This window comes from Pseudochrobactrum sp. sp1633, from assembly GCF_030376605.1.
Taxonomy (GTDB): Bacteria; Pseudomonadota; Alphaproteobacteria; order Rhizobiales; family Rhizobiaceae; genus Pseudochrobactrum.
Genome location: NZ_JARRAE010000016.1, coordinates 30,195 through 48,948, shown reverse-complemented (window position 1 = coordinate 48,948; position 18,754 = coordinate 30,195). Strand labels below are relative to the sequence as shown.

19 protein-coding genes and 1 tRNA gene are annotated in these 18,754 nt (G+C 50.5%); 7 read left to right on the top strand and 13 right to left on the bottom strand.

Translation table 11 applies throughout. The features are described 5' to 3' along the window. Positions 1–187: 187 nt before the first annotated feature. Entirely contained in the window at positions 188–979 is a 792-nt protein-coding gene (locus P8H26_RS15120) for an amino acid ABC transporter substrate-binding protein (RefSeq protein WP_289634000.1), read from the bottom strand. Positions 980–1,449: 470 nt separating this feature from the next. On the opposite strand from P8H26_RS15120, the gene P8H26_RS15115 reads away from it, so the two are divergent. Together P8H26_RS15115 and P8H26_RS15110 are read left to right on the top strand one after the other, a co-directional pair. Beyond that, positions 1,450–1,890, top strand: a complete 441-nt coding sequence (locus tag P8H26_RS15115; protein WP_289633998.1) for an NUDIX domain-containing protein — start codon at positions 1,450–1,452, stop codon at positions 1,888–1,890. A gap of 86 nt (positions 1,891–1,976) precedes the next feature. Further along, the gene (locus P8H26_RS15110; RefSeq protein ID WP_374708311.1) at positions 1,977–2,735 is read left to right on the top strand and encodes an SIMPL domain-containing protein; all 759 of its coding nucleotides are present in this window, start codon (positions 1,977–1,979) and stop codon (positions 2,733–2,735) included. A gap of 90 nt (positions 2,736–2,825) precedes the next feature. Here P8H26_RS15110 and P8H26_RS15105 read toward each other — a convergent pair whose 3' ends face one another. Beyond that, the gene (locus P8H26_RS15105) at positions 2,826–3,122 is read right to left on the bottom strand and encodes a putative quinol monooxygenase (RefSeq protein WP_289633996.1); all 297 of its coding nucleotides are present in this window, start codon (positions 3,120–3,122) and stop codon (positions 2,826–2,828) included. 72 nt (positions 3,123–3,194) lie between these two features. Continuing rightward, entirely contained in the window at positions 3,195–3,836 is a 642-nt protein-coding gene (locus P8H26_RS15100; RefSeq protein ID WP_289633995.1) for a hydrolase, read from the bottom strand. Positions 3,837–4,043: 207 nt separating this feature from the next. On the opposite strand from P8H26_RS15100, the gene P8H26_RS15095 reads away from it, so the two are divergent. Then, complete coding sequence (locus P8H26_RS15095; protein WP_289633994.1) at positions 4,044–5,006, top strand: LysR substrate-binding domain-containing protein; 963 nt, start codon at positions 4,044–4,046, stop codon at positions 5,004–5,006. Between the two features lie 13 nt (positions 5,007–5,019). Here P8H26_RS15095 and P8H26_RS15090 read toward each other — a convergent pair whose 3' ends face one another. The 3 genes from P8H26_RS15090 to P8H26_RS15080 all read right to left on the bottom strand — a co-directional run bounded on the left by P8H26_RS15090 (position 5,020) and on the right by P8H26_RS15080 (position 6,945). After that, on the bottom strand, positions 5,020–5,490 hold the full coding sequence (locus P8H26_RS15090; protein WP_289633992.1) for a PliI family lysozyme inhibitor of I-type lysozyme: 471 nt from the start codon (positions 5,488–5,490) through the stop codon (positions 5,020–5,022). Positions 5,491–5,584: 94 nt separating this feature from the next. Further along, complete coding sequence (locus P8H26_RS15085; protein ID WP_289633991.1) at positions 5,585–6,406, bottom strand: anti-sigma factor; 822 nt, start codon at positions 6,404–6,406, stop codon at positions 5,585–5,587. Further along, positions 6,403–6,945, bottom strand: coding sequence for an RNA polymerase sigma factor (locus tag P8H26_RS15080; protein WP_289633990.1), 543 nt, complete (start codon positions 6,943–6,945; stop codon positions 6,403–6,405). Before P8H26_RS15080 ends, P8H26_RS15085 begins: the two co-directional genes overlap by 4 nt. Before the next feature lie 101 nt (positions 6,946–7,046). Between P8H26_RS15080 and P8H26_RS15075 the strand changes: the two genes are divergently transcribed. Continuing rightward, on the top strand, positions 7,047–8,477 hold the full coding sequence (locus P8H26_RS15075; RefSeq protein ID WP_289633989.1) for a S8 family serine peptidase: 1,431 nt from the start codon (positions 7,047–7,049) through the stop codon (positions 8,475–8,477). A gap of 59 nt (positions 8,478–8,536) precedes the next feature. On the opposite strand, the gene P8H26_RS15070 is transcribed toward P8H26_RS15075, so the two are convergent. Both P8H26_RS15070 and P8H26_RS15065 read right to left on the bottom strand, forming a co-directional pair. Then, positions 8,537–9,721 (bottom strand): glycerate kinase, encoded by a 1,185-nt coding sequence (locus P8H26_RS15070; RefSeq protein WP_289633988.1) that lies wholly within the window; start codon positions 9,719–9,721, stop codon positions 8,537–8,539. A gap of 148 nt (positions 9,722–9,869) precedes the next feature. Then, entirely contained in the window at positions 9,870–11,357 is a 1,488-nt protein-coding gene (locus P8H26_RS15065; protein ID WP_289633987.1) for an SLC13 family permease, read from the bottom strand. 581 nt (positions 11,358–11,938) lie between these two features. On the opposite strand from P8H26_RS15065, the gene P8H26_RS15060 reads away from it, so the two are divergent. Next, complete coding sequence (locus P8H26_RS15060; RefSeq protein WP_289633986.1) at positions 11,939–12,535, top strand: hypothetical protein; 597 nt, start codon at positions 11,939–11,941, stop codon at positions 12,533–12,535. Between the two features lie 68 nt (positions 12,536–12,603). On the opposite strand, the gene P8H26_RS15055 is transcribed toward P8H26_RS15060, so the two are convergent. After that, positions 12,604–12,693 (bottom strand) — tRNA-Ser (locus P8H26_RS15055). A gap of 219 nt (positions 12,694–12,912) precedes the next feature. Between P8H26_RS15055 and P8H26_RS15050 the strand changes: the two genes are divergently transcribed. Both P8H26_RS15050 and rirA read left to right on the top strand, forming a co-directional pair. Continuing rightward, positions 12,913–13,371 (top strand): YbaK/EbsC family protein, encoded by a 459-nt coding sequence (locus P8H26_RS15050; protein ID WP_289633985.1) that lies wholly within the window; start codon positions 12,913–12,915, stop codon positions 13,369–13,371. Positions 13,372–13,614: 243 nt separating this feature from the next. Continuing rightward, positions 13,615–14,079: an iron-responsive transcriptional regulator RirA gene (gene rirA, locus P8H26_RS15045; protein ID WP_289633984.1), complete on the top strand. Its 465-nt coding sequence runs from the start codon at positions 13,615–13,617 to the stop codon at positions 14,077–14,079. A gap of 92 nt (positions 14,080–14,171) precedes the next feature. Here the strand turns inward: rirA and P8H26_RS15040 are convergent, their stop codons facing one another. The 4 genes from P8H26_RS15040 to P8H26_RS15025 all read right to left on the bottom strand — a co-directional run bounded on the left by P8H26_RS15040 (position 14,172) and on the right by P8H26_RS15025 (position 18,414). Further along, positions 14,172–14,960: a heme ABC transporter ATP-binding protein gene (locus tag P8H26_RS15040; protein WP_289633983.1), complete on the bottom strand. Its 789-nt coding sequence runs from the start codon at positions 14,958–14,960 to the stop codon at positions 14,172–14,174. 2 nt (positions 14,961–14,962) lie between these two features. Beyond that, positions 14,963–16,129 (bottom strand): iron ABC transporter permease, encoded by a 1,167-nt coding sequence (locus P8H26_RS15035; protein WP_289633982.1) that lies wholly within the window; start codon positions 16,127–16,129, stop codon positions 14,963–14,965. A gap of 129 nt (positions 16,130–16,258) precedes the next feature. Next, positions 16,259–17,203 (bottom strand): hemin ABC transporter substrate-binding protein, encoded by a 945-nt coding sequence (locus P8H26_RS15030; RefSeq protein ID WP_374708310.1) that lies wholly within the window; start codon positions 17,201–17,203, stop codon positions 16,259–16,261. Positions 17,204–17,346: 143 nt separating this feature from the next. Next, positions 17,347–18,414, bottom strand: a complete 1,068-nt coding sequence (locus tag P8H26_RS15025) for a hemin-degrading factor (RefSeq protein ID WP_289633978.1) — start codon at positions 18,412–18,414, stop codon at positions 17,347–17,349. Positions 18,415–18,754: the final 340 nt, after the last annotated feature.

The window sequence follows — 18,754 nt, the reverse complement described above, 5'->3', positions numbered from 1 at the left end:
TCAGCTGAGTGAGCCAATGCAATGAAACAATCCCTCACAGCAGCGTGACCTATTTTAACGGGCAAGAAAATACGCCGGTGAAAGAAAATACTTATTCGCAGATATGCGCTATCTGCCAGCCTCCCCGTTTAGCCAAGAAAAACCGGCGATGAGGGTCGCCGGTTTTCTTTAACTCGGGAGGATGTATTTATTTGGAGACGTCTGCACCGAAATATTTTTCGGAAATTTTTGCGTAGGTGCCGTCAGTTTTAATCTGCTCAAGTGCTTTGTTCACTTCAGCCAGAAGATCTTCTTCACCCTTGCGCAGCAAAACGCCGGAACGATCTGCATTTTCAAGCTCTGCGGCAACTTCCAGCGGCACATCAGGCTTTTGCTTCTTAAAGTCGAGGAAGGACAGGCTTGCATTAACCGTTGCTTCTGCACGGCCGCTCAGCACCAGCTGTACGGACTGATCAAAACCATCATTGGCAACAATTTCCGCACCGTATTCACGGGCGATTTTACCATAGTTACTGCTCAGGGACTGAGCCGCTTTGCGGCCTTTCAGGTCTTCAAACTTTTTGATGTCTGTATTGCCGGTTTTGACAATCAGTACCGCTTTAGAAGCAATATATGGCTCAGAGAAGTTGTATTTCTTCTGGCGTTCCGGTGTGATGCCAACCTGATTGATAACTGCATCATAACGGTTCGCATCCAGACCTGCGATCAGGCCATCCCATTTTCCTTCGAGAAATTTGGCTTCCACGCCAAGACGCTTGGCAATTTCCTGGCCGATTTCCACATCGAAACCAACCAGTTTGCCGTCCTTGTCATGATAGGTAAAAGGCGCATATGTGCCCTCTGTGCCGATTTTCAGCACGCCTTCCGCTTTAATGCGATCCAGCGCTTCGTCTGCAAAAGACTGGCTGGTCATAACTCCGGAAGTCAGCACGGCTGACTGCAACACACCAACTGCAACAATAGATTTTAACCAGCTCATATTACCCGTCCTTTTAAACTGAACCTTATAAATGAAGGCCGCATTATAATGTTGAGAGCGGCTCAGGCCTACGCCCTCACTGCTCTACCGGTACTGTTTGAATTTGCAGTCCGTGTTGCCATTAAGATGTCATGGTCAGTCAGTGCAGCACAGATATATTTCCGCATGCTGGCGTTTAATATGCAAAAATAAATTCCTAATTTTACTTAAAAATAGAATTTATTTTCCGTCAAGCTTTTGCGCGGCATCAAATGAAAAAACACATTCTACTGAAAAGCTTAATGGCAGCGATGTTTGACTGAATAATGCGGTAAGCACGATTTTGTTGCCTGTAATACGAAGATTTTTGCTCAAATCAGGCTATAGTGCAGAAAATTATTCATCTTCGCTTCATATCCGGCCGACTATAAGGACATTGTCTGTTTCTTATCGTCTGCATTATTCCGGCCTCCCTCAGGAATTTCAGTTTCATGTCTCTTAATGCTCAAACCTCTTCGTCAAACCGTATCCGCATTGCCGCCGCCATATTAACCGGACCTGACAACCGGATTTTATTGGTACGTAAGGCCGGAACTTCAGCCTTTATGCAGGCTGGCGGTAAGATCGAAACGGGCGAAACACCGGTTGCGGCATTGCAGCGGGAACTTAAAGAAGAGCTGGGACTTAATGTGGCGCAAGATCAGGCGCGTTATCTGGGTGCCTTTTCAGCCCCTGCTGCCAACGAGCCGGGTTTTGTCGTGGAGGCAGAGGTATTTCATATTTCTTTATCACAGCCGGTCGCCAAAGCGGCTGAGATAGAGGAAATCATCTGGATTGATCCGTTGCAGAAAACGGAACTACCCCTTGCACCACTAACGGAGCATTACCTGCTGCCGCTCTGCAAGGAATTTATACCTGTCGTAAAACAATAACCGGATTGCCTGTTTTTAGCCGTAAAACATCCGCAATCCATTGAAATAAAGCAGTTAAACCGATTTCATTATCAGGAGATACCATGATCAATCGTAAAACAGCCGCCCTTTTCGCTTCTGCATTTATTGCAGTTTCTTTTGCCAGTGCGCTTTCGCAGCCGGCCTTTGCACAGGAGAAAAATGTGTCCGAAAAACAGCAGGCTTTTATTATGGTCACCGGTGAAGGCGAAGTACAAGCCGCACCTGACATGGCAATTCTTGATCTGACCGTGTTGCGCGAAGCTAAAACCGCCCGTGAAGCAATGACAGATAACAACAAGGCGATGACGCAGGTGCTTGCTGCAATGAAGGAAGCCGGTATTGAAGACCGCGACTTGCAGACTTCCGGTGTCAATATTCAGCCGACTTACACCTACCCGTCCGATAAAAACGGTCTGAAAGCTCCGAAAATCATCGGTTACAGTGTCACCAACGGCCTGACTGTGCGCGTGCGTGATCTGAATAAGGTCGGTGATCTGCTTGATAAATCCATTGATCTCGGGGTCAATCAGAGTGGTGGCCTGCGTTTCATCAATGATGATCCGTCAAAACAGCTGACCGATGCCCGCAAAAAAGCTATGGAAAATGCCTTGGAAAAGGCAAAAGTCCTGACTGAAACCGCAGGTGCCAAACTTGGCCGTGTGCTTGAAATCAGCGAATATTCAAACAGCCCGCGTCCGATTGCTATGGCTCGCACCAAAATGGTGGCAATGTCTGCAGAGGCCGCCGGTGATTCAGTGCCGGTTTCTGCCGGTGAAAACAGCTACAACGTGAATGTGAATGTGAAATTCGAAATTACGCAGTAATCAGCAGCTGATTGAAATTATGAAAACCCTGCCTTGCGGCAGGGTTTTTTATTGCTTTGCGGGACGTGGTTTTGTGAAAGCCGTGCGAAGTTATTCCAGACGATCCAGAAAATAAGCAAACTCTGTGCTCTCGACATTGTTCGCTCCGTTTTCATGGAAAAACTGTATATGCGGACCTTCATTATGATGTTTGTGCTGATGTTCCTGTGATGCCCAGTGCTCAATGAAAACAAACCGTTCCGGATCATCCCGGTCAATGAAAAGGTCGTAACTGATATTACCCTCTTCTTTGCGGGACTGGTCAACAATGACCTTGAGGTCGCGCCGCAATATTCCCTCTTTGCCTGTTTTGGCGCGAAGACTGACGACAACGAAGAGATCGCTCATAACATGCTCCTCTCATTTGGAACCCGCTTGTACTCAATCCGGCTTGCGAACAAGCCGGATTGAGTACAGAGGTCATTCGGCCTTGTCGTAGGAGAACTGGATACCGGCTGTGCCGCCAGTCTGGATGAACAGATCCATGAATTGCGGAACGGTTTCCTTGCGCTGCCAGTCGCGCTGCAATTCACAAAACAGCTGAACCACACTGATCATCTTGCCGCCCGCTTGCTCAATGCGCCGTAAAGCAGCCTGATGCGCTTCCACCGAAGTACCACCGACAGCATCAGCAACAACATAGACCTCATAACCTTCGGCCAGAGCATCGATTGCAGGAAATGTCAGGCAGGCCTCTGTCCAGAGCGCTGTCATAATCAGCTTCTTACGTCCTGCCTGCTCAACCGCCTTGCGAAACTCGACATCTTCCCATGAATTGATGGTGGTGCGGTCAAATGTCGGAATGCCTTCAAGTGCTTTGCGGACTTGCGGAATTGGCGGTTTATTGAGGCCGGTTTTTACATTCACGGTCGAGTGAATAATCGGCAAATCATAAACGCGGGCAGCTCTGGAGGCGCCGACAATGTTATTAATGAGCAATTGCCTGTCCATTGAGGCGATCGAGTTCACCTGCACAGGTTGATAGTCGATGATGACGAAGGCTGAGTTTTTCGGGCTGAGTAGCCGGTCTTTTACTGGATCACGAATGGGTTCGCTTGTCATTGCATAGTCTCCTCGAACACAGGGAAATAGTTCCATACCGTTACGAGCCACTGCTTTTTCAAAGCCATGACCGGAACGCTATTCTGTTTTAATTTCAAGCAGATAGGATGATAATGAAATATGCGAGACGAAAAACATCAATCGTTGTTTTATGAAATAAGAACAACGGACTGAAATATTAGCATCCGCGACTTTATTAGAAAAGATTTGAATACTGAAACGCAGCATTCTATATTTGCAACGATGCAGAACCTGAACGATCTGTTCTATTTTGTCCAAGTGGTATCGCACGGCGGCTATGCTGCTGCGGCACGGATAACGGGCGTGCAAAAATCCACCCTGAGCCGGCACGTCACCAATTTAGAGGAGTTTTTGCAGGCGACGCTCATCTACAGAACAAGCCGCCGCTTTGCACTCACTGAGATTGGCTCGGAATATTACCGGCAATGTCTGGTCGTACTCGACAGTGTTGAAGCCGCCCAGCGCATCGTCGACCGCAACTACAAAGAGCCAAGCGGGACGATCCGCGTTGTGTGCCCCGTAGGCCCGCTCAATTATAAAATCAGCGATTTGATTGCAGGATTTCTGGAGCAGTTTCCCAAGGTCGATGTGCATCTGAAATGCATGAACCGGCACGTGGATATTATCGGCGAAGGATATGATCTTGTTATTCGTGAAGATAAAGGGCTTCATGAGGATAGTGCCCTCGTCATCCGCCCGTTGGGTTCAAATCCTCAATGTCTTGTCGCCAATGCAGCGCTGTTCAAAGAGGTTTCTGCCCCTATTGAACTGAAAGATCTTGCCGGTTTTCCATCCCTCACCTTCGGTTTTCCGAAGATCGAACGTGCGGTCAGCACTACTCAACCCAGATATGAGTGGTCTTTCCGTGACGAGCGCGGCCGTGTGCACCGTATCAGGCACACGCCGCGCTTGATAACAGACAGCCATGAGACATTGCGCATTGCAGCAACAAGAGGGTTGGGAATTGCGCAATTGCCGCATTGGATTGTCAGCAAGGATATCGCTGCCGGACGACTGATACCATTGCTTCCGGCATTCCGGCTCATTGAGCCGGTTATTTATGCCGTTTTTCCCTCAACCAAAGCACAGGCACCCAATGTGCATGCCCTTGTAAACTATATGGCAGAGGCACTGAGCCTTCCTGCATAATCACCATAGAAAATTAAGGCTTTTTCAGACTCTGATCTTGCTGGCTATAGGCGCGCTTGGCTTCAATCAGCAGGTCTTTTTTAGTGTCGCTCGCAAAATTCAGTACGCGTTCAACCGTTGCATCGCTGAGTTTCAGCACATCAACATCGAGATAATTGCCGGAACCGGCGGTAAGCTTGGAGATAATCATCTCAGCATTACCGTCACCGGTTATATCTGCAAAACTGACACGCGGTTTGCCGCTGTCATCAAAAACAGAGCCGTCGCGCGCAAATATTCCGCCGCCGAGATAATCAATCAGTCCGTCATCCTTATAAAGCGCAACCGTGTAACTGCCGATGGATGCGGATTCCAGATCACCCTCTGAAATCACCGCAATCCGTTTATCGGGCAGCGGCACCATCACCGCATTTTTGGCAGATGCCGGTGCCACCAGCAGTGTTGACGCTAATGCCGCCGTTACAATCTGTGCCGAATATCGCATTGTTTTTTCCTGACATATTTGAAAAGTCTTCAATCAACGTCCCAACGATGCCCGTACAATAAGACATTCCTGTGATGTACCTGCCGGTTCACCTTTACTGTTTCAGAGCTGCTTTTTCCTCTTCATCTGACAGCGGCGCACCGGCATTGATGGAGCTCAGATACACATCCACCGTTTCCTGTGCGGAGGCAGGGATATAGCTCTGCGTGTCCTGCTGTGAGGCCAGAGCAAAGCGCAACTGCCATGCCTCCTGCTCGTAGCAGGAAACCGCCACGTAGCCGGACTGCTTTTCTCCGCTCAGGCGAAACTCACGACACAGATGATTTTGCCCGTCGCGAAAACTGGCGGTAATTTGCATTGTCGCATTTTGCTCTGCCAGCGTGACTGTTTGGCCGGAGGCTGTGTTTTGCAACTGCGCCTGAACTGCCGGTGCTGTGAGTGCTGCCAGTTCTGTCCCGCCTGTTTGTGGTGCCTGCACGCCGCTCTGTCCGATAAAATACCCGCTGAGACCGGTAACCGCTGCCAGTAGTGCCGCTGCGGCTGCCACAGACCAGTTGGCTGCAAAAAGCGGTTTACGCGGCTTTGCGCGAAAAGGAATAATCTCGGCTTCGTCTTGTGTAACCTGCACCACAAATGGCTCTGCGGTAGCGCTTTGCTGTTTAGCCTGCTCATGTCTGGTAACCATGCCCTGCACTGCTGCCAGCAAGGCATCCGGCACCGGCTCATCCAGCATCGGGCGCAAAGCTTCCTGTGCCGTCGCGCGTGTTTCCATAAACAGGGCAACGCGCGTTATCAGCGCATCATCATGCTCCATTGCCGCCTCAATGCGGGCGGTTGTTGCCTCATCCAGCTCGCCATCGGCAAAAGCCATCAGCTCTTCATCACTGAAACTGTTATGCGGTTGGGATTGTGTCATTGATTACCGCCTTTCACAGGGGATAAACGCATGGGATCCTTGTCTATTCCCGTCCGTTCAGCAAGATTTTTCCGTGCCCGTGCAAGCCTGCTCATCACAGTGCCGATCGGTATTTCCAGAAGCCCGGCTGCCTCCTTATAGGAGAGCTCTTCCACGCAAACCAGAAGCAGCACCTCGCGCTGCTCATCGGGCAGTTGATTGATCGCTTGTGACACATTTTGAAGTGTCATGCGGGCAATAACCGCGTCCTCACCGGATGGTGTGCCAATATCTTCATGATCGGCAATATCATCGCTGATACCGGCTGTTTTTTGCCTGCGTAATGTATCAATCCAGATATTGCGCAGAATGCGGAACATACATGCATCAAAGCGGGTTCCAGGCTGAAAACTGTCTTCAGCGGCCAGCGCTTTTTCACATGCGGCCTGCACCAGATCATCCGCCACTTCACGCGAGCGGCAAAGCGCAATCGCAAAACGGCGTAAATTTGGTAAAAAACCGATCAAACGTTGTGAAAAACTAAGTCCGTCATCTATCATAAGAGGAATCTGTCCGGGAAATCGAATAAAGCACCGAGCCATACGTTCTGCGTTTGGGCAACGTAACGATAGCGCCCATCAACAGAAAAGTGGAATCTATCATGTTGAATTATCTTCTTCGGCATATGCGCAGGCTTCTCCGGTCTGCCAGCCTCGCATTTATTGTTGGTGCAGTCGCCGCTCCTGTCCTTTCACCGGAACTGACCTTTGTCAGTGCTGTTCACGCAGATGATGATGACGGTGGTGACGACGGCGATGATGGTAACGATGGCGGCGCCCGCAGCGGCCGGTCAGGCAGTGACGGCGGCAAACGCTTGCGCGGCCCGCAAAATCTGATGGATTATCTGGATAATCGCCGGAGTGTGCGTGCACCTCAGGCGCGCCCTACCGCCAAACGCCAGCAGGCCGCCGCCCCTGTTTATGAAGCTCGCAGACTGATTGCTCTGGGTTTAAGCGATGATCACATCACAAAGCTACAGGAACGCGGCTTCTCCGTTGAGGATAAGTCAGAAATGCGTCTTACCGGTACACAGCTTATTCGCCTGCAAATACCGCCGCGCATGACGCTGAATACAGCACGGCAACAGGTGAGCGAGCTGGCACCGGAAGCGATGGTTGATTTCAACCATTATTACCGCCCTGAACAGGCAGATCCGCAATCTGAGTCACAGCCGGATGCCGCAGCATGCAATGGCACAGACTGCACTTTAATGCGTCATCTGATTGGCTGGAAGCAGCCTGAAGCAGGCGCTGCACTCTGCACCGCTCTTCCCAAAATCGGGCTGATTGATACTGCGATTAATCCGGATCATGAATCCCTCAAACAGGCACGCATAGAAATTATCCGTCTCAGCGATGCCGAGCTGCCGCAATCAGGCACGCAGCATGGCACGGCGGTTGCCGCTCTTCTGGTCGGCAGTGAAACCGGCCGCGCACCCGGTCTGTTGCCACAGGCCGAGCTGATTGCGGTTGATGCATTTCACGGCGCCAAAGGCGATAGTAACCGTGCAACGACCTTTGATCTGATCCGTGCTGTTGATCTGTTGGCGGAAAAACAGGTTCCGCTGATTAATATGAGCCTTTCGGGGCCGCATAATCAGCTGCTTGAAAAAGCAATTGAGGCCGCAGCCCAGCGCAAAATCATCTTGGTTGCCGCGGCTGGCAATGAAGGCCCGCACGCCAAGCCCGTTTATCCGGCGGCCTATGCGAATGTGATTGCTGTAACTGCTGTTGATCGCGATGGCAAACCATACCGGCGCGCAGTTCGCGGTGCGCATATTGATCTGGCAGCACCCGGTGTTGGCGTGTGGACTGCGGCTTCTGTTTCCGGCGCACGGCAAAAGACCGGAACCTCATTTGCCGCTCCCTTTGTTACCGCCGCCGCTGCACGGCTGAAAGCTGAAAAACCCGATCTCGACAACCAGCAGATTGCCGAAGAACTGGCAGGGAAAGCCAAAGACCTCGGTAAACCGGGGCATGATCCTGTGTTTGGCTGGGGGCTTATCAATGCGCAGGCTCTGTGCGCGAGCTGATAAAAAATTAAGCCCTGCAATGCATATTGCAGGGCTTATAATTAAGGCGCTTGTTTTGTTCACGCGGCCATACGATGGTTCATCAGCATACCAATCATCACCATGCGCACTGCATCTTCCGAGGCATGTGCCAGTAGTTTAGGTGCAGCATCAATCGCATCCTCCAATGAGCACGGGCGGCTCAAAATAGAGGCAAATGCATCAATCCCGTGGTCAAGATTGAGGCGCACACCTTTGCCGATGGTGCCTGCCAATGCGATCACCGGCGTACCACGTTTTTTGGCACGTAGCGCGACTTCTGCCGGAACCTTGCCAAACGGGGTCTGCCCGTCGAGGCTGCCTTCAGCGGTAATCACCAGATCAGCATCGGCCAGATAGCGGTCGAGGTCGAGATATTGCATCACGATTTCATAACGCGGATGCAGCTTACCGCATAAAAGACCAAGCACTGCCGCCCCCAACCCGCCGGATGCACCTGCCCCTTGCGCTGTACCGACATCAATATTGTTTGCGACGCTGATTTTTTGCGCATAATTCTCCATCGCTTCGGCCAGAACCTCCACCTGCTCCGGCGTAGCGCCTTTTTGCGGGCCGAACACACGCGCCACACCGCGCTCGCCCAGCAGCATATTATGCCAGTTCACAGCCGCATCGATCTGTACGGTTTCAAGACGCGGATCACGCGTGCTGACATCAATGGCAGCAAGCTTTCCAAGCGCCGCTCCACCATGACCAAGCTCGCGCCCTGCACTATCCAGCAATTTCACGCCGAGCGCCTGCGCCATGCCCGCACCGCCGTCATTAATGCCGCTGTCGCCGCAGCCTAACAAAATGCGCTCAGCACCGGCATCAAGAGCGGCTTTCACCAGTTCTCCCACACCATAGCTGGTGGTCAGGCACGGGTTGCGTCGATCACGCGGTACAAGGCTCAGGCCTGCGGCAGAGGCCATTTCCAGCACTGCTGTGCGCTGCATGTGGCCTGTAACGCCGCGCGTACCCAGAAAACCAAAATGTGCCTTAACCGGTTGCCCTACAGGGCCGGTCACTATAATTTCGTGCAGAGTGCCTTGCGTGGCATTGATCAGCGCTTTGGTAAAACCTTCGCCGCCGTCTGCCATCGGCGCTTTAATAATATGCGCATCCGGCACAGCCCGTCGAATGCCTTTTTCAATCGCATCTGCAGCTTCATCCGCGGACAGGCTTTCTTTAAAGCCTGATGGGGCAACCAGAACAGTGATAGACATTGTGACAGTTTCCTTTGCAAATTATGACAATTGAATTGCAATGGAAGAACGCGGCGCTGAGAGGTTTATTCCGCATTATTTTATTTATTTTCAAAAAACATAAAAAAAGCCCCCGCATCAGCAGGGGCTTTGTAACTCTATGAATTATTTAAAACTTTAGTCCCTGCAATGGCCAGATAACCAGAGCGAATATCATCAGAAGCGAGATAAAGGGTACTATCAGCCATATTGCGAGCTTTAGCAGATCTTTCTGACTGAAGGGTTGCGGTTCCGCCGTCCCGAACAGCGTGACAGGTTTGGCGGAAACCCGCAGTGTCTGACAAAAACCACTTGCCAGGACGACAACCAGAATAAGCGGTGTTGCGCCGATACCAAGCCCTGCCAGCGGCAGTGCGAGTGCGGGGATTAGCACCGTGGCGCGTGCAGTGCGTGAATTTATGATGATATGAGAAAAAGTCGCCACCACAGCCGCAAAGCCGACGATTAGAGCCGGATATCCTGCAAGTCCGGTGCCAAAAGCGCTGAGAATACGCTGCGCCATATATTCCGCTGTTCCTGTGCTTAGCAAAGCTTCGCCTATGACCAGAGTACCGGCCAAAAACAGCAAAAGATTCCACTCCACCAGTTTCAGCGCTTTCTTGAATGGTACTGGTGACAGTTTCTCAGATGTAACAAGCAAAGCGGCAATGAGAGCAATCAACGGCATATCAATGCCATGCAGAGATGTGGTGGCAAACAACAGCACTGTTGCTCCGGTAATCAGCAACAGAATTTTCTGCTCCCGGTTCAGACGGGAATTTTCATAATTGTCAGCCATTAATGGCAGTGCTTCTTTGCGCTGTTGTGCTGTTAAAAACAGACGCAGAATGAGCTCGCATGCAATCAGGCTGATAAGCAGAGAAAACGGTGCGGCAAAAGCAATCCAGCTGAGGAAATCCAGTTCGCGACCGCCTGTACGGGCAATAAAATCGGCTGCAACCAGATGTGCACCTGCCCCTGTGAGCGAGGCGCCGGCAGACAGCAGAATGATTGTAGGAAACAGCAATGCCAATGCGCGGTTCAGTACGGCATTGCCACCGGCAGCGGCCAGCGCCGCATAGACCGGCAACAGAATTGCAGCACGCGCAGACGTGGACGGAATAATAAAAGCAGTCGCGAAGATAACCAGTGTGAGCAGATAAAACAGCGCTGAAACTGAACGTAGTTTTGCCAGATTGCGCATCAGCAATTTTTCAATCAGGCCGGATGCCTGCAACACCGCAGCCAGAATAAAAGCTGCCAGCATAAGCCAGATAATGTCTTTGCCCAAAGCTGCGTAGACGGCCTCATTGCTGACTGTACCGCTCACTGCAAGAGCAATGGCACCACTGAGTGCTACCGGCGTTTCCGGCAAGTCGAGGATGACCCAACACACAAGTGTAGTCACAAAGACCGCAATAGACAGCCGCATTGGCATGGTTAGCCCGTCGATCGCAAGAAAGATCAGCACAGCAGAAAAACTGAGGATCAGCGCTGCGATAATCTGTTTGACTTGCGCTACCGGCATTGCCGCAGCTGAGGTGTCAGCTTTTGTGAGGCTATGCTGTGTTTTTACCGGCGAAATTTTTGTGATGTTACTGATTGTCTGTTCTGCCATAGACCTGAGCTCTCATTTGTTTCCTGAAGGGATAACGGCTCAGGGATGAATTTATTCCGGCTTGTTTCTGCAAAGCCTGATTAACAGAGAATGTATCGGCTTAAACCGGAAAACACTCATATTTGCAAATATATAAACTCTATAAAAATCAATTCATTAAAATCATTGTTGCTGTGTTTTCAGTGCTAAAGTCCGGCTGTTTCGCAAATTATTTCATTAGTAATTTCACATATACAAAAGGTAGTCTGAATAAAATTTGCAACAAAAACACTGCATACCAATCAGCAATATTTCCTGTATAATATATTAAGTCTAAAAATAACAATTCCTCTGGGAATTGTACTTTTTAATAAGATGAATGACGCTAACTGTCATTACTACCATTATGAGGCATCAGTGTTTGAATAGGTTTTAAATCGAAATATTGCTTGGGGGACGGATTAATGAAGTCAGGGCAGGCATATGTAAATTTAAGTATTCGGCCACGTTTTATAGCGTTGTGTCTGGCAGGAACAATCGCCTTTCTTGTGTTCATGCATTCTGTGGTTATGGCTTGCTGGTACACCAAGTCTTGCGGGTTCATGACGGATCCGGTCAATCGTTTCGGCCATTTGTTCGACCTAAGTCGTGAGATGAATGCTCCGACCTGGTACTCGGTACTGCAATTATTTGCGACAGCCTGTACTTTAATGGTTGCAGCACGCGTCCAGCAAATAAGATCATTACCTTCAATCGCATGGTGGGGCTTGTCAGCGATATTTCTTTATATGTCACTTGATGAAGCAACCGAAATGCACGGTCTGTGGCGAACGGGCTTTGAAGGGTATTTGATCCCCGGCACCAGCCATGTTTTCTTTTCGTGGATTATACCGGCTATCATTGTCGTGAGCATCATCGGACTAATTTACGTCCGGTGGTTGTTCTCTTTGCCACGGCGCACAGCAGTGCTCTTCTTCATTGCCGGCGCTGTTTTTGTGACAGGAGCGCTGGGCTTCGAGATTATAGGCGCCTTTCTGGCAGACGAAACCTTTTTCAATCTATCCTACCTTATTGTTTCGACGCTTGAGGAAACACTGGAATTATCCGGCATTCTCATCATGCTATATGCCATGCTGGATTATCTTCAGAGACAGGACATAAAGATCGCCTTTGCGGCAGAGCAAACGACTTCAGATTAAAGGTAATTTCGGAAAATTCTTCAGAGCTACCTGAAACAATCAATATTTCCGCAAAAGATATAGGAAAATGGCGGAGGGGGTGGGATTCGAACCCACGGTACGGTCTCCCGCACGCCGGTTTTCAAGACCGGTGCCTTAAACCACTCGGCCACCCCTCCTCAGGCAAATCAGCCTGAAACGCGCTTTGATGGCGAATGAAGGCTACATACATTCACTCTTGCCGTTTCGTCAATCACCACGACTTAAATTATTGTGCTTGTTTGCAAATAATTGTTGAGAGTGCAGGCCGTTCTGTCCCATCATGCAAGATAGACACAGTGACACGCCCTTTATTTCAGAGAAAACGCCTCTTCTGAGCGGACAATACGGAAAATCCCATGAGCCTTGAATCAGTTAAAGCATTTTTTGCCGAAAAAGCACCGGATGTACGGGTGATAGAGCTAGAAGCCAGCACAGCTACTGTTGCTGAAGCTGCAGCTGCCCATAATGTTGAACCGGCGCAGATTGCCAAAACGCTTTCACTCAAGCTCGGTGAAGATGTGATCCTGCTTGTTGCACGCGGCGATGCGCGGCTCGACAACCGCAAATTCAAGGATCAGTTCCAGAATAAGCCACGCATGCTGGACTTTGATTCTGTGCTGGAAGCAACCGGCCATCCCGTGGGTGGCGTTTGCCCGTTCGGCGTGGCAGAAAATCTGAAAATCTACTGCGATATTTCACTCAAAGCCTTTGAAGAGGTGCTTCCTGCTGCCGGTGCTGTGAATAGCGCAGTTCGGATAAATCCTCATCGGCTGGCCGAGCTGACAAATGCGCAATGGGTTGATGTCTGCCAGTAAGTCACTGATTTGTTTTGAAAAATACATCAAAATCGAAGCCCTGCCATAGAGTGTATTGAGGCACTTTTGCGCCTGAACATCAATTTGCATTTCCGGCAAAACTAAAGCTGTGCATGTTCGCTAAAATATGATTAATTTTAGCGACTTTAATTTCATAACAGGACTTCATATTTATTCAGAATAGTTCTAAACTGCGCTCATGTTTTTAGCAGCGCAGAATAGCGTTGCGGGAAAGGACCTGAAATGCGTCTTACCAGACAGACCAATTATGCTATTCGGATGCTGATGTATTGTGCAGCAAACGAAGGCAACCTCAGCCGTATTGCTGAGATCGCAAGAGCCTATACGGTCTCTGAACTGTTTTTGTTCAAGATTTTGCAGCCGCTTGTTGAAAATAATATTGTTACGACAGTGCGCGGACGTAACGGCGGTGTAAAGCTCGCCCGCCCTGCCGCTGAAATCTCTTTGTTTGATGTGGTTCGCGTCACTGAAGATAATTTTGCGATGGCAGAGTGCTTCGACAGTGACAGCGAGTGCCCGCTGATCGACAGCTGCGCCCTCAATTCTGCTTTGCGTGAAGCGCTCAATGCCTTCTTTGCTGTCCTTGGAAAATACAGCATTCAGGATCTGATTGATGCGCGTCCAAATGTACGCATGCTGCTTGGCATTGATGAGCTGCAGCCCCGCGCTGTTGCGGCTGCCCATTAAGCGATTTTGATAAGAAAAACAAAGCCCTGAAACAATTTGTTTCAGGGGTTTGTTATATTAGTCAGTCTTTTCAATCCGATTATGTATCGTGATTAAAATACAGAATGCGGCAGAATGAACGGTTGTCCTGCAGGTGGCGCAACTCCAACCTGTAACGGACATTCATAAACACGCAGCAGACGCTCATTGGTCAAAGTGTCTGCCACAGATCCAGTGGCATCAATACCGCCATCATGCACCATAACAACATGATCCGCATATAATGCTGTGAGATTGAGATCATGCAGAATTGTGACCACACCGCCGCCCTTGGCCGCGAAATTTTTCGCAATATCCATAACCAGTATCTGATGGCGAATATCCAGACTGGATACCGGCTCATCCAGCAGCAGAAAACGCGGTTGATCATCAAGCACAGGCTTCCACACCTGACAAAGCACGCGAGCCAATTGCGCCCGTTGCTGCTCGCCGCCGGACAGCTCCTGATAATAACGCCCGCCAAAACCGCTCAGATCAACAAGCTCCAGTGCCTGATCCGGCAAATACGCCTCTTGTGAAGCGGTTAGTCCGGAACGCCCGCCGGTAAGCCCGAGATTGACGATTTCACGTACTGTAAATGGAAACGACAGAGCGCTCGTCTGAGGCAGCACTGCGCGACGTTCGGCCATTTGCCACGGCTTATAGCTTTCAAACAGCGCCCCATCGAGTATGGCTTTGCCGGTATAAGGCAGGTCACCTGACAATGCGCGGATCAGCGTTGTTTTGCCGGAGCCATTGGGGCCGACAATGGCTGTCACCTCGCCTGACCTGGCACGGATATTGACATTCTTAAGAATAGTTTTGCCGCTAAGCTGAACGGCCAGATCTTTGGTTTCAATCATAATTACAGGTCCAGCAAGCCGCGGCGGCGCAGCAAAATCCACAGGAAGAACGGCGCACCGACAAATGCGGTGACAATGCCGATCGGGATTTCCGCAGGGGCAACAATAGTCCGGCTCACCGCATCAGCCAGCAGCAGCATACTCGCTCCGAGCAGTGCCGAAGCCGGCAGCAGATAACGATGATCAGGGCCGATGGAAAGACGCAGCAAATGCGGCACTACGATACCAACAAAGCCGATGCCGCCGCTTACCGCAACAGAAGCACCGGTGGCGGCTGCTACAAGCACAATGGCCGTGTTTTTAATCTTCTGAATAGGTAATCCCAGATGATTGGCTGTCGCCTCTCCCAGCGCCAGCGCATTCAGTCCGCGCGCGAGAAATGGTGCAGCAATCAGTGTGAGCGCGATGATCGGACCTGCGGTCAGAATTTTTACCCATGTGGCGCCCGCCAGAGAACCCATACCCCAGAAAGTCAGATCCCGAAGCTGCCGGTCATCCGCAATATAGACCAATACGCCGCTGAAAGCACCGGACATAGCACCAAGCGCAATACCGGCAAGCAGCATTGTGGCAATGGACGTCCGTCCTCTGCGGGTTGCAACGCGATACAGGATCAGCGTTGTGGCAAGGCCACCGAAAAACGCAGCGAGCGGCAATGTGTAAAGCCCGAGAAAACTCATGACCGGTGCCAGAAAAGTTCCGCCCAGCACGATAACTGTGATCGCGCCGAGACTCGCACCGGAAGAAACACCGACAAGTCCCGGATCGGCCAGAGGATTGCGAAACAAGCCTTGCATCACAGCACCGGAAACTGCCAGAGAGGCGCCGATCAGGATGCCCAGAACAATCCGCGGCAGACGGATATCCATAATGATAATATGATCCCGTCGCGCGGCGACATCATTAGGATCAACTTGTGAAGCGAACAGCGACTTCAGCACCGCCCAGCTTGATGCCTGCGATGCACCGGCTGTGAGACTGAAGAGCGCAACAACAACCAGCAACACGGCCAGCAGCGCAATCAGCAGGCGCGCTTGTTTAGAGCGGTCACCCTGCAATGCCGCAGAACCGCTCTTATTCTGAACCGGCTCCAGTTTATCTGCACTCACCGCAACGGCATTGCGTCTGGCAAAGTGGGAGACAGGCATATCGCCAACAGTATCAGTCAAAGCTTTGGCTTTCTGTTTCAGCCTTGCATAAGCGCATCTGTAAGGCGATGCGGCTCCGGCAATCATAAGATTTCATAATAAATCACCGGAAGCGCATTCCGGTGATTTATCAGATCAGGCACAATAGAATTATTGAACAGCCTTGGAATAAAGGCTCTGAGAAAGATCGCGTGCCGCTTCCGCTGCGCGGGGACCAAATCCCAGAAGATAAAGCCCGTCCATTGTCACGATTGCTTTATTTTGCCCTGCCGGAGTGGCGGCAAGAGCCGGATTGCTGAGAAGCTCTGAATGATCTTCAGTTGCCTTGTCTGCGCCGGTATTCATCATCAGGATCAGATCAGGGGCTGCCTGATCCAGCGCCTCATCGGTCAACTGTTTATAGCCCTGAAATGCATCAATCGCATTCACGCCACCGGCCATTTTGATCATGCTGTCAGCGGCAGTGTTCTGGCCTGATGCCAGAAGTCTTCCGCCCTGACGGGACAGAATAAACAAGACACGTTTTTTCTGGGTGATACCAGCTGTGGCAGCTTCAACGGATTTCAAATCAGCACTGACTTTCGCGGCCAGCGTTGCAGCTTTATCCTGAGCACCAAGCGCCTGCCCGACAGCCGTAATCTTATCAAGAATGCCCTGCGCGGTATAAACCTCCGGTACGATAATCATCGGTACCGAAGCACGCTTCAGCACATCCATCGTTTCTTGCGGGCCACTGCCCTCAACAACCAGCATGGCAGTCGGCGCAACCGATAAAACACCTTCGGATGAGAGCTGACGCATATAACCGATATCAGGCAATTTTTGCACGGATTCCGGATAAGAGCTGGTACGGTCACGGGCAATGAGCTTGTCTTCAAGCCCCAGCGCATAGACGATTTCAGTCAGCGCACCGCCAACCGTTACCAGCCGTGAGGAATCGGTGAAGGTTTTCACTTCCTCTGCCTGCGCAGATGTCGTCAAACCGGCAACAGGCACCAGACCTGCTGCAGACGACAACAGGCAACCGGCAATAATAGTTGCAAACCGGTATGACTTAATTCGTGATGTAAGATTGTTGTTGTTAGCAAAAAACATTGGTCAACCTGAGGCTTTTTTCAGCCATCTGAAATTGCCGATGACCGTATTTCACACCATTCAAAACGCCTGAAACAGGCGGATATTTCTCAGAAAATCAGGCCAGAGCGGCATAAGCCGCTCTGGCCTCTCATAAGTATGACTTAGGCTGCAGCAGATTGCGCCAGACGCGGCAATGCTTCAACCAGCTCGCGCCAATCGGTGCGTTCTGCTTCACCTTCATGACGCTCACCGAAGAACTGTGCGATCATTTCGCCCTGCTCGTCATAGGCTTCAAGCGATGTTACATGACCGTCTTTGGTTGGCTTGCGAACAGCCCAAACGGCGTGAACATGGTCGGTGCGGAAATGCATGTGGAAAGTCGGATCCATAACATTGAGCCAAGGACCCATCATTTTGATCTCTTTAACCGGACCGGTATGGATCTGAATGCAGCCGTTATTGCCGACAAAAACCATGATCGGCTGACCGGTTTCAGAAACCGTATTCATCATGCTTTCAACCGTACCGGCTTCCAGCTCCCATGCGAACTCTTCGCCTGCAAGTTCAACAGCCTGCTTACGGCTAACCGCAAAATCACGCAGGATCATAATGAACTGATGAACATCCGTCATGTTTGTCCAGCGCTCACGGAAACCATCAACATCGACAGTCGCGATATCTTTCGGCTCGCCTTTGGCAGCAGCCGGTTTGATCTCAACCGTCTGGCTCTGATCCTCAGAGCGCAGCTGCGCTACGAGAACTTCATAGGCTGCCAGATCGGAAGCATCGCGCAGATGAATTTTGTGAACCGCATCACCAGCCTTGTTGAAGAACTGCAGTGAGCGGCGGATGTTGCCTTCGCTGTCGGTTTTCTCGACCGCAAAACCATAGACCCAGGCTTTAGGGAAAATGCGCAGATCAATCTGCTTACCCAGTACCAGTGAGGCATGAGGGCCTACGGATACTTTTTCGTAAGGGCCGATTTTTTCATGCACAACGCTTTCATTGCGAGTCAGTGCCATGACTTCGCCGAGCGTGGTTGCACCATTGAGAATTGCTGCAATATCAACATTCAGGCGAATGGCTGATGTGCCTACATGTGCGGCAACATAATCCGCTTCCGTGATGCCGTTGGCCTGAGCAAAGTCCCTTTCGCGGGATTTCGGGTTTTCACTGCGCAAGCGCAGGATTTCTTGCGGAGCCAAGGACTGAGAATGAGTTGCAGTCATTATTATACGCCTGTAGCGACCGCATCGGTTGAAGCGGTCTTGATTAGTGCCAGCATCAGATCTGATACGCCCCCAAGGCCATCAAACCAGTTAAACGGTACCTGTGGGCAACCGTTGCATCAAAGCCACCATCCTGTTTATTTTCAGGAAGATTTCTTGACACAAAATATCATATTAATTTATTGAAGCAATAGTGGATGGAACGAGTCATATTAAAAATCTCGTGAATGTCCACGCTGTTGTGTGGAAAAACGGAGAATATCTGACATCCGCACAAATGAAATTGAACTTGAAACAACCGGACTATGTGCCTGCGGCAGATCATCATCAAAATGATGCG